Source organism: Mycobacterium sp. AMU20-3851 (genome assembly GCF_043974665.1).
GTDB lineage: Bacteria > Actinomycetota > Actinomycetes > Mycobacteriales > Mycobacteriaceae > Mycobacterium.
In genome coordinates this window covers 3,473,621-3,500,483 of sequence record NZ_CP146371.1, presented here as the reverse complement: position 1 = coordinate 3,500,483, position 26,863 = coordinate 3,473,621, and the positions used below count along the sequence as shown (strand labels likewise).

Here is a 26,863-nt window from a genome sequence, read left to right as displayed (position 1 = left end):
GATCGCTCGTGATCACCCGTATGTCCGAGCTGTTCCTGCGAACCCTGCGTGACGACCCCGCAGACGCCGAAGTCCCCAGCCACAAGCTGCTGATCCGCGCGGGCTACGTGCGCGCCGTCGGCCCGGGGATCTACAGCTGGTTGCCGCTCGGCCTGCGGGTGCTGCGCAAGATCGAGAACATCGTCCGCCAGGAGATGAACGCCATCGGTGGCCAGGAGATCCTGCTGCCCGCGCTGCTGCCGCGCGCCCCGTACGAGACCACCAACCGCTGGACGGAGTACGGCGACACCCTGTTCCGGCTGCAGGACCGGCGCAACAACGACTACCTGCTGGGGCCCACCCACGAGGAACTGTTCACCCTGACCGTGAAGGGCGAGTACTCCTCCTACAAGGATCTGCCGGTCCTGCTGTACCAGATCCAGACCAAGTACCGCGATGAGGCGCGGCCGCGCGCCGGCATCCTGCGCGGCCGCGAATTCGTCATGAAGGACTCCTACTCCTTCGACGTCGACGATGACGGCCTCAAGACCGCCTACCACAACCATCGCGAGGCCTACCAGCGGATCTTCGACCGGCTCGGCGTCCGGTACGTCATCGTCTCGGCGGTGTCCGGGGCGATGGGCGGCAGCGCGTCCGAGGAGTTCCTGGCCGAAAGCGAGATCGGCGAGGACACCTTCGTGCGCTGCCTGGAGTCCGGGTATGCCGCCAACGTCGAGGCCGTGATCACCCGGGCGCCCGCGGATCTGCCGATCGAGGGTCAGCCGGCCGCTGAGGTGCACGACACCCCGGACACCCCGACCATCGCGACCCTGGTGGACTGGGCCAACTCCGCGGGCCTGGCCCGGTTCGAGGGCCGCGCGGTCACCGCCGCCGACACGCTGAAGAACGTGCTGCTCAAGACCCGCGAGCCGGGCGGCGACTGGGAACTGCTCGGGGTCGGTGTGCCCGGCGACCGCGAGGTGGACGAGAAGCGGCTCGGCGCGGCGCTGGAGCCGGCCGAGTTCGCGCTGCTCGACGACGCCGATTTCGCGGCGAACCCGTTCCTGGTGAAGGGTTATGTCGGTCCGAAGGGATTGCAGGACAACGGAGTTCGATACCTCGTCGATCCGCGGGTGGTGTCCGGCACGTCCTGGATCACCGGCGCGGATGCGCCCAACAGGCACGTCGTGGGTCTGGTCGCCGGCCGCGACTTCACCCCGGACGGCACCATCGAGGCCGCCGAGGTGCGCGACGGTGACCCGTCCCCGGACGGCGCCGGCGCGCTCACCTCGGCGCGCGGTATCGAGATCGGTCACATCTTCCAGCTCGGCCGCAAGTACGCCGACGCGTTCAGCGCCGACGTGCTCGGCGAGAACGGCAAACCGTTGCGCCTGACCATGGGCTCCTACGGCATCGGGGTGTCCCGGCTGGTCGCCGTGATCGCCGAACAGCAGCACGACGAGATCGGGTTGCGCTGGCCCGGGGCCGTGGCGCCCTTCGATGTGCACGTCGTCATCGCCAACAAGGACGCCGGGGCCCGGCAAGGCGCGACCGAGCTGGCCCACGAGCTGTCCCGGCTGGGGTTCGAGGTGCTGTTCGACGACCGCACCGCCTCGCCGGGGGTGAAGTTCAAGGACGCCGAACTGCTCGGCATGCCCTGGATCGTGGTGGTCGGGCGTGGCTGGGCCGACGGGGTGGTCGAACTGCGCAACCGGTTCACCGGTGAGGCCCGCGAACTCGCGGTCGACGGCGCGGCCGCCGAGGTGGCAGCTAGTTTGCGCGGCTAACCTGCGGTTTCCGGGCCGCCCGGGAAGGCGACGGTGATCGGGTTCGCCCCGAGCACCTGGTTCCACCGGGCGGCCAGCACCGCGGCCTGCGTCATCGCGGTGACCGCGTAGGCGCGGTCGGCTTCCGTGCTGGCCTGCTCCAGCACCGCCCGCCAGGCGGTGGCCGTGTCGGACTCCATCCGCACCGCCAGTTCGGCGGCATCGCCGGGGTCGGCCACCTCCATCGGCAACTGGTAGCCGGCTGCCGGCAGCGGCGCGGTCACCGAGCGGGCGGCGAGCATCTCCAGGGCCTCCTCGCGGCGGCCCCGGTGCTGCGCCATCGCCTCGGCGACCAGCGCGTTGTCCTCGGGGGTGGAGTGTGCGGACACCACGCCGTAGCCGTAGATGGCGCCGTGCTCGGTGGCGACCGCGTCGAACAGGGCGGCGTCCGCCGCGTCGCCGGGACGGTTCGGGTCCGGGCTGGGCTCGGCCGAGGTCATGACTTGTTCTCCGGATCGCCGAGGGCCACCTGATAGGACGCCGTGCAGGACGCGGCGATGGAACCCAGCAGGCCGGCCCGGTAGCCGCTCATCCGCGCGGCGAGCCGGGACGCCTCGTCGGCGGATTCGCGCAGCGCCCGGGCCACCGCGGTGACGCTCGGCTTGGCGTCCGGCGCCGCGGGACCGCCGGTGCCGGTGGTCGGGGTCGTGCTGGTCGCGGCGCTGTCCCCGCCGGTCAGCCGGGTGATCTCATCGGCCAGCGCACGGGCGTGCGCGGTCCGTTCGGCGGCGATGGCGGTCAACGTGGCCACCGTGGGGACCCGTGCTGCCAACGCCGCCTCGCCGGCGAGTCGGCTGTCGGCTTCGGCCCGGTCGAACTGCCCGCGCAGGTCATCGAGATCGGCCGGGGGAGCCGGCGGTGCGCACGCCGTGGTGCCGGCGAGCAGTCCCAGGGCCAGGGTCGCCGGGATCGCGGAGATCAACAGGCTGCGCCGGTTCAGGGTGGGTGGGGCGCTCGGCACGTCGAACATCCTGCCATGTTGGCCTGGGCCGATGGTTCGGCTGCGGTCGGTTTGGCCAAAGCAGTGTCTCGGCTGGCGTATCGTTTGGTAGTCGATTCCCCGGTCCGGCGGGCCGGGAGAAGTGTCCGCACAACGTCCGCACAACTCAAGATGAGGAGCTCGCCGTGGCATCGGATGACCCGCTGCGGTCTGCGCGACTCCCGACCCGGGAGCAGGTGATCGAACTCCTCGACGGTGAGTTCGCGCGCGCGGGTTACGAAGTCGAAGACGTGACGATCACGCCGACTCGGCCGCCGAGGATCACCGTCATCGCAGATTCCGAAGAGGGTCTCGACCTCGACGCGGTGGCCACGCTGTCCCGGTTGGCGTCCGCGGCCCTCGATGTCGTCGATACCGACTTCGCGCCCTACGTCCTGGAAGTCACCTCCCGCGGGGTGGACCGCCCGTTGACCTCGGAGAAGCATTTCCGCCGCGCCCGTGGCCGCAAGGTCGAGGTGGCGCTGGCCGGCGGCGCGAGCGTGACCGGCCGGCTCGGGCAGACGACCGACGGGGTGGTGGACCTCGTCGCCCCGGTGGGCAAGGACTTCGAGGTCCGCCGACTGCGCGTCGACGAGATCACCAAAGCGACTGTGCAAGTTGAATTTTCACCGCCGAACAGGCGTGAGTTGGAACTGTCCGAGCAGACTGGAAAGGGGGACGGCGAGTGAACATCGACATGGCGGCATTGCATGCCATCGAGGCGGATAAGGGAATCTCGGTCGATATCGTCGTGGAGACCATCAAATCCGCGTTGCTGACCGCCTACCGGCACACCGAGGGGCACGAGGCCGACGCGCGTATCGACGTCGACCGCAAGACCGGCGTGGTCAAGGTGATGGCCCGCGAGACCGATGCCGACGGCAACCTCATCAACGAATGGGACGACACCCCAGAGGGATTCGGCCGTATCGCGGCGACCACCGCGCGCCAGGTGATCCTGCAGCGGCTGCGCGACGCCGAGAACGAGAAGATGTACGGGGAGTTCTCGGCCCGCGAGGGCGACATCGTCGCCGGCGTCGTGCAGCGTGACGCCCGGGAGAACACCCGCGGCAACGTGGTGGTCCGGGTGGGTACCGAGGCCAAGGGTTCCGACGGCATGATCCGGCCGGCCGAGCAGGTGCCCGGTGAGGCGTACGAGCACGGCGACCGGCTGCGCTGCTATGTCATCGGGGTGTCCCGCGGGGTGCGCGAGCCCAAGATCGAGCTGTCCCGGACGCACCCGAACCTGGTCCGCAAACTGTTCGCCCTGGAGGTACCCGAGATCGCCGACGGGTCGGTCGACATCGTCGCGGTCGCGCGTGAGGCCGGTCACCGGTCCAAGATCGCCGTCGTCTCCCGGGTCCCGGGGCTGAACGCGAAGGGCGCCTGCATCGGCCCGATGGGGCAGCGGGTCCGCAATGTGATGAGCGAACTGTCCGGCGAGAAGATCGACATCATCGACTTCGACGACGACCCGGCCCGATTCGTCGCCAACGCGCTGTCCCCGGCCAAGGTCGTGTCGGTCACCGTCATCGACGAGAACACCCGGGCGGCCCGCGTGGTGGTGCCGGACTTCCAGCTGTCGCTGGCGATCGGCAAGGAGGGGCAGAACGCCAGGCTGGCGGCCCGGCTCACCGGCTGGCGCATCGATATCCGCAGTGACGCGGCCCCCGAACCCGGCGCCGGGTGAGCCGTCCCGACACGCGATTCTGTCTGCGGGAACGGTGACGGTAGACTGAGTCGTGATCCAGCGCGAGACTCCGGTCATCCCGTCTCGTGCGCACCGGAGCCCCGACGGTCCGGTGCGGACGTGTGTGGGGTGCCGGAAGCGAGAACTGGCCGTCGAACTGCTTCGAGTGGCCGCTGTACCCGACAGGCCCGGCAATTGCGCCGTGATTGTCGATACAGCGGGTAACCTGCCGGGGCGGGGTGCATGGTTGCATCCTGCCCAGCAATGTCTGGAAGCAGCACTCCGTCGGCGAGCGTTCGTTCGAGCGTTGCGCATCGCCGGTTCACCGGACACATCCGCGGTGGTCGAGTACGTCAACGCCTGGCATGGCGCTGAGGAATGCGGCCCACCGGTTAGAGAACAGGTAGCGAAGAACATGAGCACACCGTGAAGTCCCGATGACCATGCGTCATAGCTAAACCCGAGGCGCGGCCCAACCACCGCTGACGCCTCCAGACGAGGAGAAGTAGTGGCAGGTAAGGCCCGCGTGCACGAGTTGGCTAAGGAACTCGGTGTCACAAGTAAGGAAGTTCTCGCCCGGCTGAGCGATCAGGGCGAATTCGTGAAATCCGCGTCGTCGACGGTGGAGGCCCCGGTGGCCCGCCGTCTGCGCGAGTCGTTCGGTGGCGGCAAGTCCGCCGCACCCGCCGATGCGCCCGCCGCGAAGGCGCCCGGCAAGCCGGCCGCCCCGTCCGGCGGCCCCAAGCCCGGCCCGAAGCCGGCACCTCAAGCCCCTCCGGCCCCGCCGGCCCCACCGGCACCGGCGCCCACGCCGGCGGCACCCGCCGCTCCGGCCGCCCAGGCTCCGGTCCAGACCCCGGGTCCGAAGCCGGCCCAGACCCCCGGCCCGGCGCCGACTCCGGCCCCGGCGGCTCCCGCCGCATCGGCCGGTACCCAGACCCCCGGTCCGCGTCCCGGCCCGACTCCGGGTCCCAAGCCCGCGCCGCGTGCGCCGCGGGTCGGCAACAACCCGTTCTCCTCGCAGCAGCCGGCCGAACGCCCGGCGCCGCGTCCGGCGGCCGGTCCCGGCGGTCCCCGCCCGGGCGCCCCGCGCCCCGGTGGCGGTCCGCGTCCCGGCCCGACGCCCGGCAACATGCCGCCGCGTCCGCCCGGCGCCCGTCCCGGCGCGGTCGGCCGTCCCGGCGGCCCGCGGCCCGGTCCCGGTGGTCGTCCGGCACCCGGCGGTCGCCCCGGCGGCGCCGGTGGCGGCGGCAGCAACTACCGCGGTGGTGGTGCCGGCGGCGGCGCCGGTGCCGGTGCCGGTGGTGGCGCGGCAGCCGGTGGCTTCCGTGGCCGTCCCGGCGGTGGTGGCGGCGGTGGCCGTCCCGGCCAGCGTGGCGGTGCCGCGGGTGCCTTCGGTCGTCCCGGCGGCGCACCGCGTCGCGGCCGTAAGAGCAAGCGCGCGAAAAGGGCCGAATACGAGAACATGCAGGCCCCGGTCGTCGGTGGCGTGCGGTTGCCGCACGGCAACGGCGAGACGATCAGGCTGGCGCGCGGTGCCTCGTTGAGCGACTTCGCCGACAAGATCAACGCCAACCCGGCCGCACTGGTGCAGGCGCTGTTCAACCTCGGCGAGATGGTCACCGCGACCCAGTCCGTGGGTGACGAGACCCTGGAACTGCTCGGCAGCGAGATGAACTACGTCGTGCAGGTCGTGTCCCCGGAGGACGAGGACCGCGAGCTGCTGGAGTCGTTCGACCTCACCTACGGCGAGGACGAGGGCGGCGAAGAGGACCTGGAGTCCCGGCCGCCGGTGGTCACCGTCATGGGTCACGTCGACCACGGCAAGACCCGACTGCTGGACACCATCCGCAAGGCCAACGTCCGCGAGGGCGAGGCCGGTGGCATCACCCAGCACATCGGTGCCTACCAGGTCGCCGTCGAGCATGAGGGCACCGAGCGTCTGATCACCTTCATCGACACCCCCGGTCACGAGGCGTTCACCGCCATGCGTGCCCGCGGTGCCAAGGCCACCGATATCGCGATCCTGGTGGTCGCCGCCGACGACGGCGTGATGCCGCAGACGGTGGAGGCGATCAACCACGCCCAGGCGGCCGACGTGCCGATCGTGGTCGCGGTCAACAAGATCGACAAGGAGGGCGCGGACCCGCAGAAGATCCGGGCCCAGCTCACCGAGTACAACCTGGTGGCCGAGGACTACGGCGGCGACACCATGTTCGTCGACATCTCGGCGAAGAACGGTGTGAACATCCAGGCGCTGGAGGAAGCGGTCCTGCTGACCGCCGACGCGGCGCTGGATCTGCGGGCCAACCCGGACATGGAGGCCCAGGGTGTGGCCATCGAGGCACACCTGGATCGCGGCCGCGGCCCGGTGGCGACCGTGCTGATCCAGCGCGGCACGCTGCGGGTCGGCGACTCGATCGTCGCCGGCGACGCCTACGGTCGGGTCCGTCGCATGGTCGACGAGCACGGCGAGGACGTCGAGGAGGCGCTGCCGTCGCGTCCGGTGCAGGTCATCGGTTTCACCTCGGTGCCCGGTGCCGGCGACAACCTGCTGGTCGTCGACGAGGACCGGATCGCCCGCCAGATCGCCGACCGGCGCAGCGCGCGCAAGCGCAACGCCCTGGCCGCACGCAGCCGCAAGCGGATCAGCCTGGAAGACCTGGATTCGGCGCTGAAGGAAACCAGCCAGCTGAACCTGATCCTCAAGGGCGACAACGCCGGTACCGTCGAGGCGCTGGAAGAGGCCTTGATGAACATCGAGATCGACGACGAGGTGCAGCTGCGCGTCATCGACCGCGGTGTCGGTGGCGTCACCGAGACCAACGTCAACCTGGCGTCGGCCTCGGACGCGATCATCATCGGCTTCAACGTCCGCGCCGAGGGCAAGGCCACCGAGCTGGCCAACCGCGACGGGGTGGAGATCCGCTACTACTCGATCATCTACCAGGCGATCGACGAGATCGAGGCCGCGCTCAAGGGCATGCTCAAGCCGGTCTACGAGGAGAAGGAACTCGGCCGCGCCGAGATCCGGGCCATCTTCCGCTCGTCCAAGGTGGGCAATATCGCCGGTTGCCTCGTGCAGTCGGGCATCATGCGGCGTAACGCCAAGGCCCGCCTGCTGCGTGACAACGTGGTGGTCGCCGAGAACCTCACGGTCTCCTCGCTCAAGCGTGAGAAGGACGACGCCACCGAGGTGCGCGAGGGTTACGAGTGTGGTCTGACCTTGACGTACAACGACATCAAGGAAGGCGACGTCATCGAGACCTACGAGCTGGTCGAGAAGGCGCGCACCTGATGGCTGATCCGGCACGGGCACGCCGGCTGGCGAAGCGGATCTCCACGATCGTGGCCTCGGCCATCGAGTACGAGATCAAGGATCCGCGGCTGGCCGGTGTGACCATCACCGATGCGAAGGTGACCGCCGACCTGCACGACGCCACCCTGTACTACACGGTGCTGGGCGCGACGCTGGAGGACGAGCCGGACTATCCCGGCGCGGCGGCGGCACTGGAGAGTGCCAAGGGTGTGCTGCGCTCCAAGGTGGGCGCGGGCACCGGGGTGCGGTTCACCCCCACGCTGGCCTTCGTCCGGGACACCGTTCCGGACGCGGCCAACCGCATGGAGGAATTGCTGTCCCAGGTGCGGGCGGCGGACGCCGATCTGGCGCGGGTTCGAGAGGGTGCGGTACCGGCGGGCGACGCCGACCCGTACCGTGTGAGCGGGGGAGACGCTCGCGGGGACGAACTCGACGCTGAGGAAACCGGTGACGACGACCGATACGACCGCTGAGACCGCACACCGAGCACAGCTGCCCGGACCGCGGGTCGACGCGCAGGGGGCGGCCCGGTTGCTCGATGCCGCGGCCGCCATCGTCGTGGTCTGTCACGTCTACCCGGATGCCGACACCATCGGCGCCGGCCTGGCGTTGGCGCAGGTCGCCACCGCCGCCGGCAAGGACGTCCAGGTCAGCTTCGCCACTCCGGCCGAGCTCCCGGAGTCGCTGCGCAGCCTGCCCGGCGGGCACCTGCTGGTGTCCCCGGACCGCTGCCGACGTGACGCCGACCTGGTAGTCACGGTGGACATCCCGACGGTCAACCGGCTGGGTGACCTGGCCGAGTTGATCGCCGGCGGACGTGAGGTTCTGGTCATCGACCACCACGCGTCCAACAGCCTGTTCGGCACCGCCAACTTCGTCGACCCGAAGGCCGATTCGACCACCATGCTGGTGGCCGATCTGCTGGACGCCTGGGACAAGCCGATCGAGCTGGCGGTCGCGCACTGCCTGTACGCCGGCCTGACCACCGACACCGGCTCCTTCCGGTGGGCCAGCGCCCGGGCACACCGGCTGGCCGCCCGGCTGCTGGACATCGGGGTGGACAACGCCGAGATCAGCCGCACGCTGATGGACACCCACCCGTTCGCGTGGCTGCCGATGCTGTCGCGTGTGCTGGGATCGGCCGGGCTGGACGACCGGGCCGCCGACGGCCGTGGACTGGTGTATGCCGTTGTGGCGCACGAGGAGTGGTCCAAGGCGCGCGCGGAAGAAGTCGAAAGCATCGTCGACATCGTGCGGACCACGGCGCAGGCCGAGGTCGCCGCGGTGTTCAAGGAGACCGCGCCGCAACGCTGGTCGGTGTCCATGCGATCCAAGTCGCTGGACATCTCGGCGGTGGCCGCCCGGTTCGGTGGCGGCGGGCACCGCAAGGCGGCCGGTTACACCACATCCGGTCCGGCTGCCGAGGTGGTCGCCGCGCTGCAGGACGCTCTTGGCTGACGAAGCCGTCACCGCTCGACGCATCGCGGCGCTGGCGCTGCCCGCCCTGGGTGTGCTCGCCGCCGAACCGCTCTACCTGCTCTTCGATCTCGCGGTGGTGGGACGGCTCGGTGCGCTGAGTCTGGCGGGGTTGGCGATCGGCGGTCTGGTGCTGGCGCTGGTCAGCTCGCAACTGACCTTCCTGTCCTACGGGACCACGGCCCGCTCCGCGCGGTTCTACGGCGCCGGGAACCGGGACGCGGCGGTCGCCGAGGGCGTGCAGGCCACCTGGCTGGCGTTGGGACTCGGGCTGACGGTGGTGGTCGCCGTGCAGGCACTGGCGGTCCCGGTGCTGAACCTGATCGCCGGCGGAGCCCAGATTGCCGATGCGGCGCTGCCCTGGTTGCGGGTGGCCATCTTGGGTGCCCCGGCGATCATGATCTCGATGGCGGGCAACGGCTGGATGCGCGGTGTACAGGACACCGTCCGTCCGCTGCGCTACGTCCTTGTCGGCTTCGGCGTCTCGGCGATCCTGTGTCCGACACTGGTGTTCGGCTGGCTGGGGGCACCGCACCTGGGGCTGACGGGTTCCGCGGTGGCCAACGTCGTCGGCCAGTGGCTGGCGGCGGTGCTGTTCTGCCGGGCGCTGCTCGTCGAACAGGTGGGGCTGCGGGTGCAGCCCGCGGTGCTGCGCGCCCAGCTGGTGATGGGGCGTGACCTCGCCTTGCGGACACTGGCCTTCCAGGCCTGCTTCGTGTCGGCGGGGGCGGTCGCGGCCCGGTTCGGCGCCGCGGCCGTCGCCGCCCACCAGGTGGTGCTGCAACTCTGGAACTTCCTGGCCCTGGTGCTGGACTCGCTGGCCATCGCCGCGCAGTCGCTGGTCGGGGCGGCGCTGGGGGCGGGACATCTCCGGCACGCCAAATCGGTGGCCGTCCGCATCACCGTCTTCTCCACCGCGGCCGCCGCGGTGTTCGCGCTGCTGTTCGCGCTCGGCGCGCCGGTGCTGCCCGGCCTGTTCACCTCCGACGCCGCGGTGCTCGACGAGATCGCGGTGCCGTGGTGGTTCCTGACCGGGCAGCTGACGGTCGCCGGGATCGTCTTCGCCCTCGACGGCGTGCTGCTCGGCGCCGGGGACGCCACCTTCATGCGCAACGCCACCCTGGCCAGCGCGCTGATCGGTTTCCTGCCGTTGATCTGGCTGTCGCTGGCCTACGGCTGGGGGCTGATCGGCATCTGGTCGGGCCTGTCGCTGTTCATGGTGCTGCGACTGGCATTCGTCGGCTGGCGGGCCTTCTCCGGGCGCTGGCTGGTGGCCGGTGCCGGCTAGGTGTTGTGACCTGACACGTTGTTGTCAGGCGGCGAGTCTGGTGATGGGTGGTTTCCCGCCGAGGGCGGAGTGGCCTCGTTGAGTGTTGTATCGGCGCAGGAATCGGTCAAGTGCTCGTTTGCGGACGCTGCTGGAGGTCCAGGGTCGGGCGTAGGCCCATTCATTGAGCAGGGTCCGGTTGAAACGCTCGGCTTTCCCGTTGGTCCAGGGGCAGCCGGGCTTGATGAACCTGCGTCGCAGTCCCCAGGCCGTGCACACCCAGCCCCAATTGGTGCCGCGCCGGTAGACCAAAGCGTTGTCCGTCAGCAGCCGCCGCACCCGCACACCGTGGCCGGCGAACCACACCATCGCTCGGTGCAAGAATCCTGCGCACGTGAGGTCTTTCTCGTCGGGCAGTACTTCGCTGTATGCCAGCCTGGTGCGGTCATCGATCGCGGTGTGCACATAGTCATAGCCGATCTTGGTCTTCTTGTGCCGGTTGGCAACTGACACCTTCGCGTCGCGGCCGTGCAGGCGCCACCCGCCACCTTTGGGGATGCGTCCCAACTTTTTGACATCGACGTGGACCATTGCTCCTGGGGTGCGGTACTCATAGCGGTTGGGGCTGCGCCGCGACGAGCGCACCGGCTGCCCCGTGATCGGGTCGATCGCACTCAAGTGCGGCACCTGATGGCGCGCCAAGACACGGCCTACCGTCGAGGCGTGCATCCCGAGCTCGGCGGCCAGCACGACCGCGCCGCGCTTGCGGCGCTGCCGAGCTCTGAGCACTTTGCGCTCGACGTGTTCACTGGTGCGCGTCGGCATCCGGTGCGGACGCGAGGACCGGTCGGCCAACGCCTCCTCACCGCCCTCTCGATGGCGGCGCAGCCACTTATAGACCGTGGCCCGCGAAATGCCCAGTTGTTCAGCGACATGAGCTGGCGGCCAGCCCGCGGCGACACGCTCCACGATCAAGCGACGTGCGAACAGGTTGGTGCGAGCGTTAACGTGAGACACGAGGACCTCCTACGGATAGATGCCAGACACATCCACTCCGTCAGGAGGTCCTCCCCATTTCAAGCCGCCACGCCGTCAACAACCTCCAAGGTCACAACAGCTAGGCGCCCAGCGTGGCCTGGATGTCGCCCTTCATGGCGTTGAGCTGACTGCCCCAGTAACCCCAGCCGTGCGTGCCGTTGGACGGGAAGTTGAACGTGGCGTTGCTGCCGCCCGCGCTCTGGTACTGGCGGGCGAAGTTCTTGTTGCTGTCCAGGGTGATGGTCTCCAGCACCTGACCGGCGACGTCTCCGCCGCCGCCCAGCTCACCCGGACGCCCGGTGCCGCAGTACACCCAGATGCGGGTGCCGTTGGCGACCAGCTTGCCGACGTTGACGGTGGGATCGTTGCGCCGCCAGGCCGGGCCGCCGCCCAGACCCCACATGGCGACCGAGTTGAAGCCCCCGGCATCGAGCATCGCGAAGGTGACCAGCGTCGGCCACAGTCCCTGGGACAGGTTCAGATAGCCCGACAGTGAGGCCGCGTAGCGGAACTGGCCGGGGTAGTAGGCGGCCAGCGTCAGCGCCGCACTGCCCGACATCGACAACCCGACCACCGCATTGCCGGTGGGGGAGATGCCCTTGTTGGCGGCCAGGTAGCCGGGCAACTCCGAGGTCAGGAAGGTCTCCCACTGGTAGTTGTAGGTCTGGCCGTTGCCGACGGCGGGGCCCTGCCAGTTGGTGTAGAAGCTGGACATGCCGCCCACCGGCATCACCACCGAGACACCGGACTCGAAGAACGTCTCGAAGGCCGCGGTCTCGATGTCCCAGCCGTTGTTGTCGTCGCGGGCCCGCAGGCCGTCCAGCAGGTACACGGCCCGCGGGCCACCGCCCTGGAAACGCACCGGGATGTCGCGGCCCATCGCCGCCGAGGGCACCATCAACGTCTCGACCGGCAGACCGGGCCGCGAGTAGGCCGAGGCGGTGGTGGGCTGTATCAGGCCGCCGAGCAGGAGCGCGGCCATCAGGGCCAGCACCAGTCGGCGGGCGGACACGGTTTTCGTCATGGCAATCCCGTCCTGTGTCGGCGCGAGACCCCCCGGAGGCGCGCAACGTTCGTTGCCCGATACGTCGCCGTGCGGGCCGCTTTCGTTACGGCGATGCGGCCGTCAGTCCGCGGCGCCCGAACTTCCCAGCAGATCGCGGACCCGGTTGGCCACCTTGATGAATTCGGGGCGTTCCATCGTCTCGGCGTACTGGCGCTCGGCGGGCAGGTCGACATCGAGGGTCTCGATGATGCGGCCCGGCCGCGGGCTCATCACCACGACCCGGTTGGCGAGGTACACCGCCTCGGCCACCGAGTGCGTCACCAGCACGACGGTGGTGCCCGTCTCGCGCCAGATCCGGTGCAGTTCGACGTTCATCTTCTCCCGGGTCAGTGCGTCCAGGGCGCCGAACGGCTCGTCCATCAACAGCACACCCGGCTGGTGCAGCAGCGCCCGGCACAGCGAAACACGTTGCTGCATACCGCCGGAGAGCTCGTGAGGCAGGGCATTCTCGAATCCGCTGAGTCCGGTCATCTCGATCAGGAAGTCGCAGCGGGACTGCGCCTCCTTACGGGGCATGCCGCGCATCTCGGCCTGTAGCAGGATGTTGCGGCGGACCGAACGCCATTCCAGCAGGGCGGCCCGCTGGAAGACGTACCCGATCTCGCGCTGGGGTCCCTTGACCTGCTTGCCACGCAGCCGGACATCCCCGGAGGTGGCGTTGGTCAGGCCGGCCACCACCTTCAGCAGGGTCGACTTGCCGCACCCCGAGGGGCCGGCGATGGAGACGAACTCCCCTTGGGCGACCCGCAGGTCGACGTTGTCCACGGCGGTCACGGTGGACCGTTTCGAGCTGAACGTGACGGTCAGGCTGTCGATGGAGATGGCGTCAGAGGTCACGGTGGTCCTCGGTGCGGTGATCGTTGCGGAGGTCATGATCGGGCTCTCCCTATTCTCCCGCGGCGGCGGGCACGAACGACGATGCCCAGTAGTCGGCCGGTGCCTTGTCGGTCTTGAGCAGACCGGCCTCGTTGAGCGTGGCGATGGTCGAGGTCCAGTCCTGCTCGGCGTTGGTGCCGGGAACCTTGCCGGTGGTGGCCGGGGTGTTCAGCAACGGGATCGTCTCCTGCCACTGCTGCAGCAGCACGTTCTCCGGCGGGGTCTGCGGATCGACACCGACCATGGCCTTGGCCGCGGCCTCGGGATCCTGCTTGGCCGCCTCGTAGGACTCGCTGACCGCGTCGAGCATCGACTGCACCAGTTCCGGATTGTCACCGATGGTCGAGTTGTGGGTGATCAGGCCGTTGCTGAAGAAGTTCAGCCCGGCGTCGGAGTAGCGGAAGTAGCGCATCTCCCGGCCGCTCTTGTTGGCGATGGTGGGGCCCTGGTCGTGGGCGAAGCCGATCAGTCCGTCCACCCGGCCGGCCATCAGTGCGGCCATCTTGCCCGCCGAATCCAGGTTCTGTTCCTTCACGGCTCCCGGCTCCAGGCCGACATCGGCCAGGAACATCGGGAAGGTGGTGGTGGGGGCGTCCCCGGCCGACACCGCGATGGTGCGCCCGGCCAGGTCGGCGGGCTCCTCGATACCGGAGTCGGCGAAGACCTGCACGGCCGACGGCGTGGTCTGTAGGAACACCCCGACGCTCTTGATGTCGACGCCCTGGTCGATGTTGCTCAGTACCGCGGCGGTGTCGGACCAGCCGAAGTCGACCTGCTGGCCGCCGACCGCCTGGGCGGTGCGGGTGGAGCCCTGGCCGGGATCGATGGTCAGGTCGATGCCATGCTCGGCGAAGATGCCCTCCTGCACGCCGTAGTACAGCGGGGCGTGCTCACCGTAGGGGTACCAGTTGAGCATCAGCGTCACCGGGGTGGTGCCTTCCCCGCCGGCGGCCGAATTGTTCTCGCCTGCACCGCCACCCCCGCAGGCGGTGAGCGTCAGCATCGCGGTGGTCGCGGCGATCGCGCCGATGGCGCGAGGGTTCAGAGAAAACATCGATGGTCTCCTGTTTTTCGGGGTGGGGGTCAGACGGCCGCGGTCGACGCGGAGTTGGAGGTACGGCGGGAGGCGTGCCAGGGGATGAGCAGCTTTTCGGCGATCTCGATGATCGCGAAGAGCACGATCCCGAGAATCGACATGATGATCAGGGCGGCGAAAAGCATTGCGGTGTCCAGGCTTCCGTTGGCCTGCAGGATCACGTAGCCCAAACCTTCGTTGGCGCCGACGAACTCGCCGACCACCGCGCCGGTGACCGCGAGGGTGGCGGCCACCTTGAGACCCGACATCAGCTGCGGCAGGGAGGCCGGGAAGCGGACCTTCATGAAGGTCTTGAACCGGCTGGCGCCCATTGTGGAGGTCAGCTCCAGGATTTCGGGATCCACCGAGCGCAGGCCGGCCAGTCCGGAGATCACGATGGGGAAAAAGGCCATCAGCACAGCCACCAGGATCTTGGGGGTGGGGCCGAATCCCAGCCACACGATGAACAGCGGCGCGATCGCGATCTTCGGGATCACCTGCGCGAACAAAATCAGCGGGTAGACGGTCTTCTCGAAGCTGGACGAGTAGATCATCATGACCGCGACGAACACGCCGATGACGGCGGCGATGATGAAACCGATGACGGTCTCCCAGGTGGTCACCCAGGTGTTCTGCGCCAGGTACCCGGCATTCTGCTGAGTTGCTGCCCAGGTGTCGGCCGGGGAGGGGAGGATGTAGGGCGCGACGAGCTCGGCCTCGGTGACTGCCCACCAGCCGGCCAGCAGCGCGAACACCAGCACGATCGGCCGCCAGGTGTTGGCGAGGGTGCGTCGCGGTGAGAATGAGAATGACCGGCCGCGTGCGGGCCCGTTGGTGGATCCTGCCCGCGTGCCGGAGTCCGATGACTGGACGCGGGCCGATGCGGTTACCGCCATGGAATGTCCTCTAGTTCGCAGTGAACGGGGAGTGACCCCGTTGGGAATGCGCTTTCCGAAGCGATTCCGACACTAACGTGACGTGGCGCACACTGTCAACCGCGACGTGGCGCGCGTCGCCCCCAACTGAGAATCAACTCAGCTTGGTGCTGTCGCGCAATACGATCCGCCCCGGGATCCGCTCCCGCAGGTCGTCGGCGCAGTCGTGGTCCCGCAAAGCCAAATCGACTGCACGGGAACCGATTTCCTCTAGCGGAAGAATCACGGTGGTGAGGCTGGGGGTATGGTCGCGCAGGGTGGGGATATCGTCGAAACCGGCGATGCAGACATCGCGCGGCACCTGCAGACCCAGTTCACGCCAGGCGGCGATGGCCCCGATGGCCATCACGTCGGTGACCGCGAACACGCAGACCGGCGGCTCGGCACCCCCGGGAACCAGATCCAGTGCGGCGGCCAGTCGGCGGGCGGCCGAATGGCCGCCGTCGCGGTCGAAGTTACCGGACACCTCGACCAGCGGGGTCAGTCCGTGCCTGCCGAGCGCCTCGACGAATCCGTTGCGCCGGTCCACCGAGGTTCGGATATTGCCCGGGCCCCCGATCAGCGCGAACTGCCGGTGCCCGGAGGCCACCAGGGCATCAGCCAATTCCGCTGAGGCAAAATGGTTTTCCGGTTCGACGGCGCCACCGAACGCGAGCGGCTGGCCGATCACCACGACCCGGCCGCCGTTGGCGCGGTAACGGCCGAATTCGGCTTCCAGTTCCCGGTCGAGGTCACCGCTCTGACGCGAGCCCGCCAGCACGATGGCGTCGGCGCGGTGGGCGATGAAGGTGCTCACCGCCTCGCGTTCGATGTCGAAGTCGCGATCGGTGCCGGCCAGTAGTACCTGCTTGCGGGCGGCCCGGGCGGCGGCCTGCACGCCGCGCGCGATCGAGGAGAAGTACGGGTCGGCGATATCGTGCACGATCAAGCCGAGCAACCCGGTGGACGCCCTGGCCAGCGCTTGTGCCTGCGCGTTCGGTACGTAACCCAATTCCCGTGCGGCCGTGCGTACCCGGTCGGCCACCCCTTCGCCGGGGATCCGGTTGGAGCCGTTGAGCACCCGGGATGCCGTCGCCTGCGAGACGCCCGCGCGCATCGCCACATCCTGCAGGGTCACCGCCGCCATGCCGTTCCGCCTTTGCCGCCGGGCTCCGGGGGTTGACCGGAGCGTGGCGACAGCTTACCTTGGAAAGCGCATTCCGAAGTGCAGGCGCCGCCGTTCACCCGATCAGGGTCCGGCCGCGGCGTCGGGTCCGCACACATTTCACAGTCTCCTCAGACAAGGAATCTGCACATGTCTTCAGCTGAATCTTCCGGTCGTCGGACCGTGCGCATCGCCATGAACGGCGTCACCGGGCGGATGGGTTACCGGCAGCACCTGGTGCGCTCGATCCTGCCGCTGCGCGACTCCGGGCTGCTGCTCGAGGACGGCAGCCGGGTCGCGGTCGAGCCGATCCTGGTGGGCCGCAACGCCGACAAGCTCGCCGACCTGGCCGCCGAGCACGGAATCGAGTCCTGGACCACCGACGTCGCCGCGGTGATCGCCGATCCGACGGTGGACGTCTACTTCGACGCGCAGGTGACCTCGCGGCGGATGGAGGCCCTCTCCACCGCGATCAAGGCGGGCAAGCACATCTACACCGAGAAGCCGACCGCCGAAACCCTGACCGAGGCCGTCGAGCTGGCCCGGATGGCGGAGAACGCCGGCGTGGTCGCCGGGGTGGTGCACGACAAGCTCTATCTGCCGGGCCTGGTCAAGCTGCGCCGGCTGATCGACGAGGGCTTCTTCGGTCGGATCCTGTCGATGCGCGGCGAGTTCGGCTACTGGGTGTTCGAGGGCGACCACCAGCCCGCCCAGCGGCCCAGCTGGAACTACCGGTCCGAGGACGGCGGCGGGATCACCGTCGACATGTTCTGCCACTGGAACTACGTGATGGAGGGTCTGCTCGGCACCGTGGAAGCGGTCACCGCCCGCACCGTCACCCACATCCCCACCCGCTGGGACGAACAGGGCAAGGCCTACACCGCGACCGCCGACGACGCCGCCTACGGCATCTTCGAGATCGAGGGCGGCATCATCGCCCAGATCAACTCGTCCTGGGCCGTCCGGGTACACCGCGACGAGCTGGTCGAGTTCCAGATCGACGGCACCCACGGATCCGCGGTGGCGGGTCTGCGGCAATGTGTGGCCCAGCAGCGCGCGCACACCCCGAAGCCGGTGTGGAACCCCGACCTTCCGGTCACCGAGAAGTTCCGCGACCAGTGGCTGGAGGTCCCCGCCAACGCCGACCTGGACAACGGTTTCAAGCTGCAGTGGGAGGAATATCTGCGTGACGTGCTGGCCGGCCGGCCGCACCGTTTCGGTCTGCTGTCCGCGGCCCGCGGGGTACAGCTGGCGGAGCTCGGTCTGCAGAGCTCGGCCGAGGGCCGCCGCCTGAGCGTGCCGGAGATCGTGCTGTGACCCTGACGAGCGCAGGCACCGGGATCGTGCTGAACCTGCCCGCACATGGAAAGTACGAGCTCACCGGTCCTGCGGCGTGGCGAAAGCCAAGTGCGCCCATCACCTCCCGGATCGCGTATGCCGCAGCCCATGTGATTCCCGAGGTCACGGCCGACTGCACCCCCGGTGCGCCGGCGCAGCTGGACTGGGACGTCACCATGGCCTACCGGCACGAGCTGTGGTCCTACGGTCTGGGTGTCGCCGAGGCGATGGACACCGCCCAGCGGGGGATGGGTCTGGACTGGGCCGCCACCCAGGAACTGATCGCGCGCAGCGGCCGGGAAGCCGCCGCGGTGGGCGGACGGTTGGCCTGCGGCGCGGGAACCGATCAGCTCGACCTGGCCGATGTTCCGCGCGGCGCAGCCGGTTTGGCCGTCGTCACCGACGCCTACCGCAGGCAGATCGAGGTGGTCCGGGAGGCCGGCGCCGGGGTCATCCTGATGGCCTCGCGGGCGCTTGCGCAGGTCGCCGAATCGCCCGCCGATTACCTGGCGGTCTACGGCACCCTGTTGGAGGAGGTCGACCGGCCGGTCATCCTGCACTGGCTGGGGGAGATGTTCGACCCGGCGCTGCGCGGCTACTGGGGCGACACCGACATCGACGCGGCCACCGCCACATTCCGTGAACTGCTGGCAGCGCACGCCGACAAGATCGACGGCGTGAAGGTCTCGCTGCTCGACGCGACGCACGAAGTGACGCTGCGCCGGGCCCTGCCCGACCGCGTCCGGCTCTACACCGGTGACGATTTCAACTACCCGGAACTCATCATCGGCGACGGTGTCGGCCATTCCGATGCGCTGCTGGGCATCTTCGCCGCCATCTACCCGGCCGCCTCGACCGCGCTGCAGGAACTCGACGCCGGCAATTCCACGGCGGCCCACGACATCCTGGAATCCACCCGGGCGCTGGGCAGGCATATCTTCGCCGCGCCCACCTACTACTACAAGACCGGTATCGCGTTCCTGTCCTGGCTCAACGGCCACCAACCCGGCTTCACCATGGTCAACGGGCTGACCGCCGGCCGCTCGCTGCGCCACCTGTGCGAACTGTTCGTGCTCGCCGACCGGGCGGGTCTGCTGACCGATCCGGAACTGGCCGCCGATCGGATGCGTACCTACCTGCGGCTGAACGGAGTCCGGCGATGACCGACCCCTATGCCCGGTTGTCGCTGAACACCATGACCACCAGGTCGTGGACCCTGCGCGAGGCGGTCGAGGCGACCGCGGCGGCGGGATTGCCCGCCATCGGCCTGTGGCGCGACCGGGTCGCCGAGGCGGGTGTGGACGACGCGGCGAAGCTGGTGCGTGACAACGGCCTTCGGGTGTCCAGTCTGTGCCGAGGCGGCTTCCTGACCGGTCTCGACGACGGCGACACGGCCTTGGACGACAACCGCCGCGCCATCGACGAGGCAGCGACCCTGGGCGCCCCCGAGCTGGTCATGGTGGCCGGCGGCGTGCCGGACCGTGATCTCCCGGGTGCCCGCTCCCGGCTTGCCGACCGGATCGCCGCACTGGTGCCGTACGCCGCCGAACGCGAGGTCCGGCTGGCCCTGGAACCGCTGCATCCGATGTTCTGCGCCGACCGTGCGGTCATCTCCACGCTCGGACAGGCACTGGCCCTGGCCGCACCGCATCCCGCCGAGGTGGTCGGCGTCGTCGTCGACACCTTCCATGTCTGGTGGGATCCCGAACTGGCAGAGCGGATCGCCGAAGCCGGTGCCGGGGGCCGGATCAGCTCGTACCAGATCTGTGACTGGCTGGTCCCGATGACACCGGACCCGCTGGTGTCCCGCGGCATGATGGGCGACGGGGTCATCGACTTCGCGGCGATCACCGCAATGGTGGCCGCCGCCGGGTACACCGGGGACATCGAGGTCGAGATCTTCAACGAGGCGGTGTGGGCCACCGACGGCCACACGGTGTGCGAGACCATGAAGAGCCGGTATCGCGATCTGGTGTTGCCCGCGCTGTGAAGGTTCTGATCGCACCGGATTCGTTCAAGGGCACAGCAACGGCGGCAGAGGTCGCCGAGGCATTGGCCGCGGGCTGGAATGCGGTGCGCGGCAGCGACGAAACCGTCACCCTGCCGCAGGCCGACGGCGGCGAGGGCACCCTGGCCGCCGTCGCAGCCTCGGGCGCCTGGAACCGGCGGCAGATCACGGTGGACGGCCCCGACGGGCGACCGGTGACCGCCACCTGGCTGCACGGAACCGACGGCCGGGCCGTCGTCGAGCTCGCCGAGTCGTCCGGGATCGCACTGATGGCGCAGCTGGATCCCTGGCGGGCCGGCACCCGGGGCCTCGGTCAGGTGATCGGGGCCGCGTTGCGCGCCGGTGCCCGGTCCATCCAGGTCGGTCTCGGCGGATCGGCCGGCACCGACGGCGGCGCCGGCGTGCTGATCGCCCTGGGAATCAAGGCTTTCGACAGCCGCGGCATCCCGATCGCCGACGGCGCGTACGGACTGTGCGATGTGGACCGGGTCGAGGTGGACGGCCTCGCGCCGTTGCCGCCCGGCGGGGTGGAGATCCTGGTCGACACCACCGCCCCGCTGGCCGGCCCGCAGGGTGCGGCGGCGGTGTTCGGTCCGCAGAAAGGTGCCCGGCCCGCCGATATCGCGCGGTTGGACGACGGACTGCAGCGCTGGTGCCGAGCATTGCACGCGGCCGGTCTACCCGCCGACCCGGACAGCGCCGGCGCCGGCGCCGCCGGCGGTGTGGGTTTCGGGTTGATGGCCTGGGGCGCCCGCGCGGCCTCGGGATCGGAGCGCATCGCGTCGATCACCGGTCTGAAAGACCAACTGGCCCAGGCGGATCTGCTGCTCACCGGGGAGGGCCGCTTCGACGGCACCTCCTGGACCGGAAAGCTGGTCGGCCACCTACTCGGCGCCGCCGAGTCGGCCGGTGTGCCCGCGGTGGTGGTGGCCGGGCAGGTCAGTGCCGGGGCGGGCGTGCCCACGGTGTCGCTGACCGAGCTCGCGGGCTCGCCGGATGCGGCGATGGCCGATCCGCGGCGCTGGCTGTACGCCGCGGGATCGGCCGCCGCACGGAATGTCTCGTCAGTAACCTGACCCCGACGAAGGCCCGCCCGCATCCAGCAGCGCCCGCGACCCGGACACCCCCAGACGGGTCGCGCCCGCGGCGATCATCTCCCGGGCCTGCTCCAGGGTGCGCACCCCGCCGGAGGCCTTCACCTGCAGACCCGCGCCGGCCACGGTGCGGTGCATCAGTTCGACGGCGTGCGCGCTGGCCCCGCCGGCCGGATGGAAGCCGGTGGACGTCTTGACGAAGTCGGCGCCGGCATCGACCGCGGCGCGGCACACTCCGACGATCTCGTCGTCGGTCAGTGCCGCGGACTCGATGATGACCTTCAGCACCGCCGGGGCCGGTGCGGCGGATCGCACCGCGGCGATATCGGTGTGTACCGCCGCGAAGTCGCCCGCCTTGGCGGCGCCGACGTCGATCACCATGTCGATCTCGTCGGCGCCGTTGCGGATCGCCTCGGCGGCCTCGGCCGCTTTCACCGCCGAGGTGTGTTTACCGCTCGGGAATCCGCACACCACTGCCACTTTGAGCGTGTCGGGGACGGTGATCGGCAGCATCGAGGGGGACACGCAGACCGAGTAGGTGCCCAGTTCGGCGGCCTCGGCGACCACGGCGGCCACATCGGCGGCGGTGGCTTCCGGTTTGAGCAGTGTGTGGTCGATCATCGCCGCGACGTCGGCGACGGTGGGTGTGGTGCGGGTACTCATGTTTCCTCATTCTTGTCGTTGCGGTATTCAGGCGGCGCTGCGGGACTGGCGGTCCAAAAGGTAGTTCATGATCAGTGCCGCGATCAGGATCAGGCCGGTGACCAGCATCTGGAAGAACGAGCTGAGACCCAGCAGGTTGAACAGGTTGCGCAGCACCGACAGCAGCAGTACGGCGATGAACGTGCCGAGCACGCCGCCCTTTCCGCCGAACAGGCTGGTGCCGCCGAGCACCACCGCGGCGATCGCGTCGAGTTCCAGACCGGTGTTCGCGGTCGGTTGCCCGATGGTCAGTCGTGCGGTGAGCAACACCCCGGTCAGGGCGGCCAGACCGCCGCTGATGACGTAGGCCATGGTGGTGATCCGCTGTACGGGCAGACCCGACAGTCGGGCGGCCTGTGCATTGCTGCCGACAGCGTAGATGTGCTCACCGAAGGTGGTGCGGCGCAACACGAGTCCGACGATGATCGTGGTCGCCACGAAGATGATGCCGACGACCGGGATACCGGCAACCGACCCGGCGCCCAGGAAACGCAGGCCCATCGGGATCTCCGCGGTGGTCGGCGTGCCGTTGGTGGTCAGGTAGGTCAGACCGCGGATGCTCTGCATGCCGGCCAGTGTGACCATGAACGCCGGCAACACCAGATAGGCACTCAGCCCGCCCATCACACCGCCGAGCACCAGGCCGGAGGCGATGGCTAGCACCATCGCGATCGGCCACGGCAGGCCGATCCCGATGAAGATGGCGACCAGCATTCCGGACAGTGCCGCCACACTGCCGACCGACAGGTCGATGCCGGAGGTCAGGATCACCACCGTCATCCCGATGGCCACGATGCCGGTCAGACTGGACTGCTGCAGCAGGTTCGCCATGTTCTGGGTGGTCAGGAACTGCGGTGCGGACACCGAGGCCACCACGAACAGCGCGATGAAGATGAACAGCAGGTTGAACCGCATGAAGATGGCGCGGCGGCTGGATCTGGTTGTCGTAACGGCCGATTCGGCGGGACGGTCCATCAGGTCAGTCATTGTCAATCTTCGTTCTTCCGGTGACGATACAGCGGGCGATCTCCGCTGCTGGGGTGGTGGCGGGCTCGAACTGCGCGATGTTGCGGCCCTCGTGAAGGACCCAGACCCGGTGGCAGTTCTCGGTGAGCTCGCTCAGTTCGCTGGATGCCATCAGGACACCGACGCCGGCATCGGCCAGCGCCTGCACCTGTTCGAAGAGATCGGCCTTGGCGCCGATATCCAGCCCGCGGGTGGGCTCGTCGAGCAGCAACAGATCGATCCCGCGCGCCATCCACTTGGCCAGCACCACTTTCTGCTGATTGCCGCCGGACAACTGCCCGACGGGCTGTTCCACGCTGGCGAACTTCACGCCCAGGCGGTTCAGCGGCGGACCACACACCTGACGGGCCCGGGCCATCGGATTGATCCGCAGCGGTTCGAGCGCGGCGATGGCCGCATTGCGCAGGATCGACTGCTCCAGGAACAGCCCCTGGCGCTTTCGGTCCTCCGGGACCAGCCCGATGCCGAGACCCACCGCCGAGCGCGGCGTCAGCGAGGTGATCTGACCGTCCTTGAGCGTCATGTCGAGGGTGGCCTTGCGATCGCCGAAGATGGTGGCCAACAAGGTGGATCGACCCGCTCCGCCGAGACCGGCCAGACCGACGATCTCGCCGCGGCCGACGGTGATGTCGCGGATGTCGATGACGCCGGGGATGACCGCCTTTCGCACGTGCAGTAGCCCAGCGGTCTGGCCTGTCTGGGGCTGCCGGGGCGGGCGTGCCTGCACAGCACGACCGATCATCGCCTCCACCAGTTCCTCCTTGGACACCGACGCGACATCGAAGACGCCGACGGTGGCGCCGTCGCGCATGACGGTGGCGCGGTCACCGATGGCCTTGATCTCGTCGAGCCGATGCGAGATGTAGATGACCGACCTGCCCTCGGCGGTGAGCTCGCGGATCACCGTGAACACGGCGGCCAGGTCGTGGTCGGTCAGGGTGGCGCTGGGCTCGTCCATGATGATGATGCGCGCATCGGTGGTCAGCGCCTTCGCGATCGCGGTGAGCTGCTGATCCGATACCGACAACTCACCGACCACTGCGGTCGGCGCGAAGGTGCCGCCGACCCGGGCGATCGCTGCCGCGGCCCGGCGGTCGCGGTCCTTGCGTGCGACGAACGGCCCGCGCCGCGGTTCATGGCCGAGAAACAGGTTCTGTGACACCGTCATATCGGGTACCAGGTCGAGCTCCTGGTAGATGGTGTTGATGCCGGCCCGCACCCCGTCGATGGGTGAGTTGAACGACACGGTCTGCCCGCCCAGGGTGATCGTCCCCGAATCCGGTGTGTAGGAACCGGACAGGATCTTCATCATCGTGCTCTTGCCTGCGCCGTTCTCGCCGAGCAGGCAGTGCACCTCGCCCTCGGCGACCTCCAGGCCGGCGCTGTCGCACGCCCTGGTGCCGGGGAACGACTTGACGATGCCGGTCATGGTGAGCGCTGTCGGACGGTCCGTGGACCGGCGGGGATCCGCCGGAGCCGGAGGGGTGCTGTCGAGATAGGTCATGTCATGCCTCCAGCCTTGGCTGCCTGCGCCAGAACTGCTGTCGCGGTGGGTTCGTCGGTGATCAGCACCGAACACAGGCCGCTTCGCAGCGCGGCCCGCACGACCGGTACCTTCGCAGGGCCGGCGGCCACGGCGATCGCGCATTTGGCGTTGCGGACATCGTCGAGACCCAGTCCGACCGTCCTGCGGTCGATACCGGGATGGGCGATCTCGCCGGTTACGGTGAGGTAGTGCGCCAGCACGTCGCCGCAGGCGCCGGCGGCATCGAGCTCGCGGAGTTCCTCGGGAGTGACGGCACCGGATTCCACCAGTACCGACGTCGGCCCGGATGCGCCGAGGGAGAACAACAGGGCGTCGGCCTGCCGGGCGCCGCTCAGTACGTCGACGACGAATCCCTCGGCGTAGAGCGCATCCCGGGTCTCGATACGTTCGACGATGGCCGGGACCGGCAGCAGAGTGGCCCGCCCGTTACCGCTGTGCGCGATGCTGGTGGCGATGTTGGCAGCGGTGGTGGGCCGCACCGACCGGCTCACCCCGCCATTGGCCTGGATGACCTCGATGCCGCTGGTCCATCCGGCCGGCAGCACGGCGGCCACATGCTGCAGCGTATTGCCCCACGAGACGGCCAGAGTGGTGATCCACTGCGCGTTCGCCTTCAGGTAGCCGGCCGCGGCGGCGGCGACGTTACTGTCCGATCCGGGGATCTCCGGTCCGGGCACCACGATGCACTCGCGCAGGCCGAACTCACTACGCATGTTCACCTCGAGGTGGGTGCGCCGGGCCTGCGGGTGCACGATCTTGATCTGGACGATGCCGACCTCGCGGGCCTCGTCCAACAACCGGCCGACCTTCCACCGGGTGAGGTGCAGTTCCCGGCCGATGTCCTCCTGGGTGCGGCCCTGTTCGTAGTAGCTCTGCGCGACCTGCAGCATCAGCTGGGTGTGGGTGGGCTCGGCAGATCCCGCCATCAGGACCTCACCTCCACCGGTGCAGCGGTGGCGCGGCCGGAGACGGCATCGGCATTGTCCTGCATGAACGGCCGCAGGATCTCGCCGAGGCGCTGATACTCGGCGAAAGTTCGCTCGTACACGGGGATTCGTGTGGTATCGGGTTCCAATACCCGCACCGTCGGGGCGAACAGCGCCGATCCCTCGTCCAGCGAGGTGGTGACGCCCGCGGCGTGCGCGGCGATCACCGCGCACGCTCGCAGCGTCAGGTTCTCACCGATCACCAGCTCAGCGGGCCGGCCGAGCACGTCAACGGTGACCTGTTGCCACAGCGGGTTGCGTTCGATACCGCCGGAGAACACCAGCCGGTCACAGGAAACCCCGGCGCGTTCGAACGATTCGATGACGCTGCGGGTTCCGCAGGCCACCGCCTCGACCATCGCCCGGTACAACTCGGCCCTGGTGGTGCCCAACGACAGTCCCACCACGGTCCCGCGCAGGCGGGGTTCCCGGTGCGGGGTGCGGTTGCCCATGAAGTAGTCCAGCGCATGCAGGCCGTGGCTTGCCGGATCCACCGCGGCCGCCTCGTCGATGAGTGCCGAAAGATCGTCGCGGGCAACACCCATGATCGTTTCGCCGGCCCATTTCAGTACCGAACCGCTGGCGACCTGCCCGCCTTCGACGAGCCACTTGTCCTGGTGCAGGGCCCGCGGGTACGGGCCCCAGACCTCGTGGGTGTCGGTGGGATCGTCGACCTCGGCGATGATCGCCGAGGAGGTACCCGACACCAGCGACACCAATCCGGTCAGGTCGGCACCGCAGGCCAACAGCGACACGTGGGCGTCGATGCCGCCGACGGCGACCACCGGACTGCCGGTGATCCCGAGATCGGCGGCCGCCGCGGGGTGCAGGGGACCGGCGGTGCCGCCCACCTCGACGATGCGGTCGGGCAGTTTGGCGGTCAGGTCCGGCACGCCCAGGTCCCCGTACAACTCGTCGGGAAAGCGCCCGGCGATGGTGTCGTAGTTGTACTTGCAGACCGCGTTCATCTGCGAGCCCACCCACTGGCCGGTCAGCCGGAAGGTGACGTAGTCGACGGCCTCGACGATGCGTGCCGCGGACCGGTAGATGTGGGGTTCGTGGGTGTTCAACCACATCGCCTTGGGCACCAGCCATTCGGCGGCATCCGAGCCGCCGGACCATTTCAGGATCGGGTGGCGGTCGGCCAGTCCGGCGGTGAACGCGGACTCGGCGCCGCTGCGGCAATCCATCCACAGGATCGCCGGGCGCAACGGTTCGCCGGCGGCGTCGAGCACCGCGACGGTCGAGGCGGTGGTGGACGCGGCGATGGCCACCACGTCACCGGCGCGGCGACATTGCTCACCGCTCAACAACTCTCGGCTGGCGGCGCTCAGCGCCGACCACCAGTCGCGCGGGTCCTGTTCGGCCCAGCCCGGCCGCAGGAACCGGGTCGGGTAGGGCCGGTGTGCGGTGCCCAGCCCCCGACCGTCCTCGGTGAATGCACCGACCCGGGCACCCTCGGTGCCCAGATCGATCGACAACAGAATCCCCAT

25 protein-coding genes are annotated in these 26,863 nt (G+C 69.2%); 12 read left to right on the top strand and 13 right to left on the bottom strand.

Going from position 1 to position 26,863, the window contains the following annotated elements; translation table 11 throughout:
- Window positions 1-8 precede the first annotated feature (8 nt).
- Window positions 9-1,766 (top strand): proline--tRNA ligase, encoded by a 1,758-nt coding sequence (locus V4U86_RS16810; protein ID WP_395307094.1) that lies wholly within the window; start codon window positions 9-11, stop codon window positions 1,764-1,766.
- Here V4U86_RS16810 and V4U86_RS16805 read toward each other — a convergent pair.
- Together V4U86_RS16805 and V4U86_RS16800 are read right to left on the bottom strand one after the other, a co-directional pair.
- The gene (locus V4U86_RS16805) at window positions 1,763-2,245 is read right to left on the bottom strand and encodes a ferritin-like domain-containing protein (protein WP_395307093.1); all 483 of its coding nucleotides are present in this window, start codon (window positions 2,243-2,245) and stop codon (window positions 1,763-1,765) included. The genes V4U86_RS16810 and V4U86_RS16805 overlap by 4 nt on opposite strands.
- A complete protein-coding gene (locus V4U86_RS16800) occupies window positions 2,242-2,775 on the bottom strand; it encodes a hypothetical protein (protein ID WP_395307092.1) in 534 nt (177 codons plus the stop codon). The genes V4U86_RS16805 and V4U86_RS16800 overlap by 4 nt, the downstream gene beginning before the upstream one ends.
- Before the next feature lie 155 nt (window positions 2,776-2,930).
- Here V4U86_RS16800 and rimP point away from each other — a divergent pair, with 155 nt between their 5' ends.
- The 7 genes from rimP (at window position 2,931) to V4U86_RS16765 (ending at window position 10,557) form a co-directional block, all read left to right on the top strand.
- Window positions 2,931-3,473 (top strand): ribosome maturation factor RimP, encoded by a 543-nt coding sequence (gene rimP, locus V4U86_RS16795; RefSeq protein WP_395307091.1) that lies wholly within the window; start codon window positions 2,931-2,933, stop codon window positions 3,471-3,473.
- Window positions 3,470-4,474: a transcription termination factor NusA gene (nusA, locus tag V4U86_RS16790; RefSeq protein WP_395307090.1), complete on the top strand. Its 1,005-nt coding sequence runs from the start codon at window positions 3,470-3,472 to the stop codon at window positions 4,472-4,474. Before rimP ends, nusA begins: the two co-directional genes overlap by 4 nt.
- A gap of 52 nt (window positions 4,475-4,526) precedes the next feature.
- Window positions 4,527-4,904: a YlxR family protein gene (locus V4U86_RS16785; protein WP_395307089.1), complete on the top strand. Its 378-nt coding sequence runs from the start codon at window positions 4,527-4,529 to the stop codon at window positions 4,902-4,904.
- 78 nt (window positions 4,905-4,982) lie between these two features.
- A complete protein-coding gene (infB, locus tag V4U86_RS16780; RefSeq protein WP_395307088.1) occupies window positions 4,983-7,772 on the top strand; it encodes a translation initiation factor IF-2 in 2,790 nt (929 codons plus the stop codon).
- Window positions 7,772-8,266 (top strand): 30S ribosome-binding factor RbfA, encoded by a 495-nt coding sequence (gene rbfA, locus V4U86_RS16775; RefSeq protein ID WP_395307087.1) that lies wholly within the window; start codon window positions 7,772-7,774, stop codon window positions 8,264-8,266. The genes infB and rbfA overlap by 1 nt, the downstream gene beginning before the upstream one ends.
- On the top strand, window positions 8,241-9,251 hold the full coding sequence (locus tag V4U86_RS16770; RefSeq protein WP_395307086.1) for a DHH family phosphoesterase: 1,011 nt from the start codon (window positions 8,241-8,243) through the stop codon (window positions 9,249-9,251). The genes rbfA and V4U86_RS16770 overlap by 26 nt, the downstream gene beginning before the upstream one ends.
- A complete protein-coding gene (locus V4U86_RS16765; RefSeq protein WP_395307085.1) occupies window positions 9,244-10,557 on the top strand; it encodes an MATE family efflux transporter in 1,314 nt (437 codons plus the stop codon). Before V4U86_RS16770 ends, V4U86_RS16765 begins: the two co-directional genes overlap by 8 nt.
- A 24-nt stretch (window positions 10,558-10,581) precedes the next feature.
- Here the strand turns inward: V4U86_RS16765 and V4U86_RS16760 are convergent, their stop codons facing one another.
- The 6 genes from V4U86_RS16760 to V4U86_RS16735 form a co-directional block, all read right to left on the bottom strand.
- Entirely contained in the window at window positions 10,582-11,553 is a 972-nt protein-coding gene (locus V4U86_RS16760; protein ID WP_395307084.1) for an IS481 family transposase, read from the bottom strand.
- 100 nt (window positions 11,554-11,653) lie between these two features.
- Window positions 11,654-12,598 (bottom strand): alpha/beta hydrolase, encoded by a 945-nt coding sequence (locus V4U86_RS16755; protein ID WP_395307083.1) that lies wholly within the window; start codon window positions 12,596-12,598, stop codon window positions 11,654-11,656.
- Between the two features lie 102 nt (window positions 12,599-12,700).
- Window positions 12,701-13,513 carry an ABC transporter ATP-binding protein gene (locus V4U86_RS16750; protein WP_395307082.1) on the bottom strand — a complete coding sequence of 271 codons (813 nt, stop codon included), beginning with the start codon at window positions 13,511-13,513 and terminating at the stop codon, window positions 12,701-12,703.
- Window positions 13,514-13,526: 13 nt separating this feature from the next.
- Window positions 13,527-14,570, bottom strand: coding sequence for an ABC transporter substrate-binding protein (locus tag V4U86_RS16745; protein ID WP_395307081.1), 1,044 nt, complete (start codon window positions 14,568-14,570; stop codon window positions 13,527-13,529).
- Window positions 14,571-14,599: 29 nt separating this feature from the next.
- Window positions 14,600-15,487, bottom strand: a complete 888-nt coding sequence (locus V4U86_RS16740; protein WP_395307080.1) for an ABC transporter permease — start codon at window positions 15,485-15,487, stop codon at window positions 14,600-14,602.
- A gap of 133 nt (window positions 15,488-15,620) precedes the next feature.
- Window positions 15,621-16,652, bottom strand: a complete 1,032-nt coding sequence (locus V4U86_RS16735; protein WP_395307079.1) for a LacI family DNA-binding transcriptional regulator — start codon at window positions 16,650-16,652, stop codon at window positions 15,621-15,623.
- Window positions 16,653-16,820: 168 nt separating this feature from the next.
- On the opposite strand from V4U86_RS16735, the gene V4U86_RS16730 reads away from it, so the two are divergent.
- Genes V4U86_RS16730 through V4U86_RS16715 form a run of 4 tightly spaced genes read left to right on the top strand, consistent with a single transcriptional unit; the run spans window position 16,821 to window position 21,092 of the window.
- Window positions 16,821-17,987: a Gfo/Idh/MocA family protein gene (locus V4U86_RS16730; protein WP_395307078.1), complete on the top strand. Its 1,167-nt coding sequence runs from the start codon at window positions 16,821-16,823 to the stop codon at window positions 17,985-17,987.
- A gap of 2 nt (window positions 17,988-17,989) precedes the next feature.
- A complete protein-coding gene (locus V4U86_RS16725; protein WP_395312084.1) occupies window positions 17,990-19,171 on the top strand; it encodes a dihydrodipicolinate synthase family protein in 1,182 nt (393 codons plus the stop codon).
- Entirely contained in the window at window positions 19,168-19,998 is an 831-nt protein-coding gene (locus V4U86_RS16720; protein ID WP_395307077.1) for a sugar phosphate isomerase/epimerase family protein, read from the top strand. Before V4U86_RS16725 ends, V4U86_RS16720 begins: the two co-directional genes overlap by 4 nt.
- On the top strand, window positions 19,995-21,092 hold the full coding sequence (locus V4U86_RS16715; protein ID WP_395307076.1) for a glycerate kinase: 1,098 nt from the start codon (window positions 19,995-19,997) through the stop codon (window positions 21,090-21,092). Before V4U86_RS16720 ends, V4U86_RS16715 begins: the two co-directional genes overlap by 4 nt.
- Here the strand turns inward: V4U86_RS16715 and deoC are convergent.
- From deoC to V4U86_RS16690, 5 genes are read right to left on the bottom strand one after another with little or no spacing between them, the layout of a single operon-like run.
- The gene (gene deoC / locus V4U86_RS16710; protein ID WP_395307075.1) at window positions 21,081-21,773 is read right to left on the bottom strand and encodes a deoxyribose-phosphate aldolase; all 693 of its coding nucleotides are present in this window, start codon (window positions 21,771-21,773) and stop codon (window positions 21,081-21,083) included. The genes V4U86_RS16715 and deoC overlap by 12 nt on opposite strands.
- Window positions 21,774-21,800: 27 nt before the next feature.
- Window positions 21,801-22,799, bottom strand: a complete 999-nt coding sequence (locus tag V4U86_RS16705; RefSeq protein ID WP_395307074.1) for an ABC transporter permease — start codon at window positions 22,797-22,799, stop codon at window positions 21,801-21,803.
- On the bottom strand, window positions 22,792-24,342 hold the full coding sequence (locus V4U86_RS16700) for a sugar ABC transporter ATP-binding protein (RefSeq protein WP_395307073.1): 1,551 nt from the start codon (window positions 24,340-24,342) through the stop codon (window positions 22,792-22,794). Before V4U86_RS16700 ends, V4U86_RS16705 begins: the two co-directional genes overlap by 8 nt.
- Window positions 24,339-25,310: a sugar-binding transcriptional regulator gene (locus tag V4U86_RS16695; protein ID WP_395307072.1), complete on the bottom strand. Its 972-nt coding sequence runs from the start codon at window positions 25,308-25,310 to the stop codon at window positions 24,339-24,341. Before V4U86_RS16695 ends, V4U86_RS16700 begins: the two co-directional genes overlap by 4 nt.
- Window positions 25,310-26,863 carry an FGGY-family carbohydrate kinase gene (locus tag V4U86_RS16690; protein ID WP_395307071.1) on the bottom strand — a complete coding sequence of 518 codons (1,554 nt, stop codon included), beginning with the start codon at window positions 26,861-26,863 and terminating at the stop codon, window positions 25,310-25,312. Before V4U86_RS16690 ends, V4U86_RS16695 begins: the two co-directional genes overlap by 1 nt.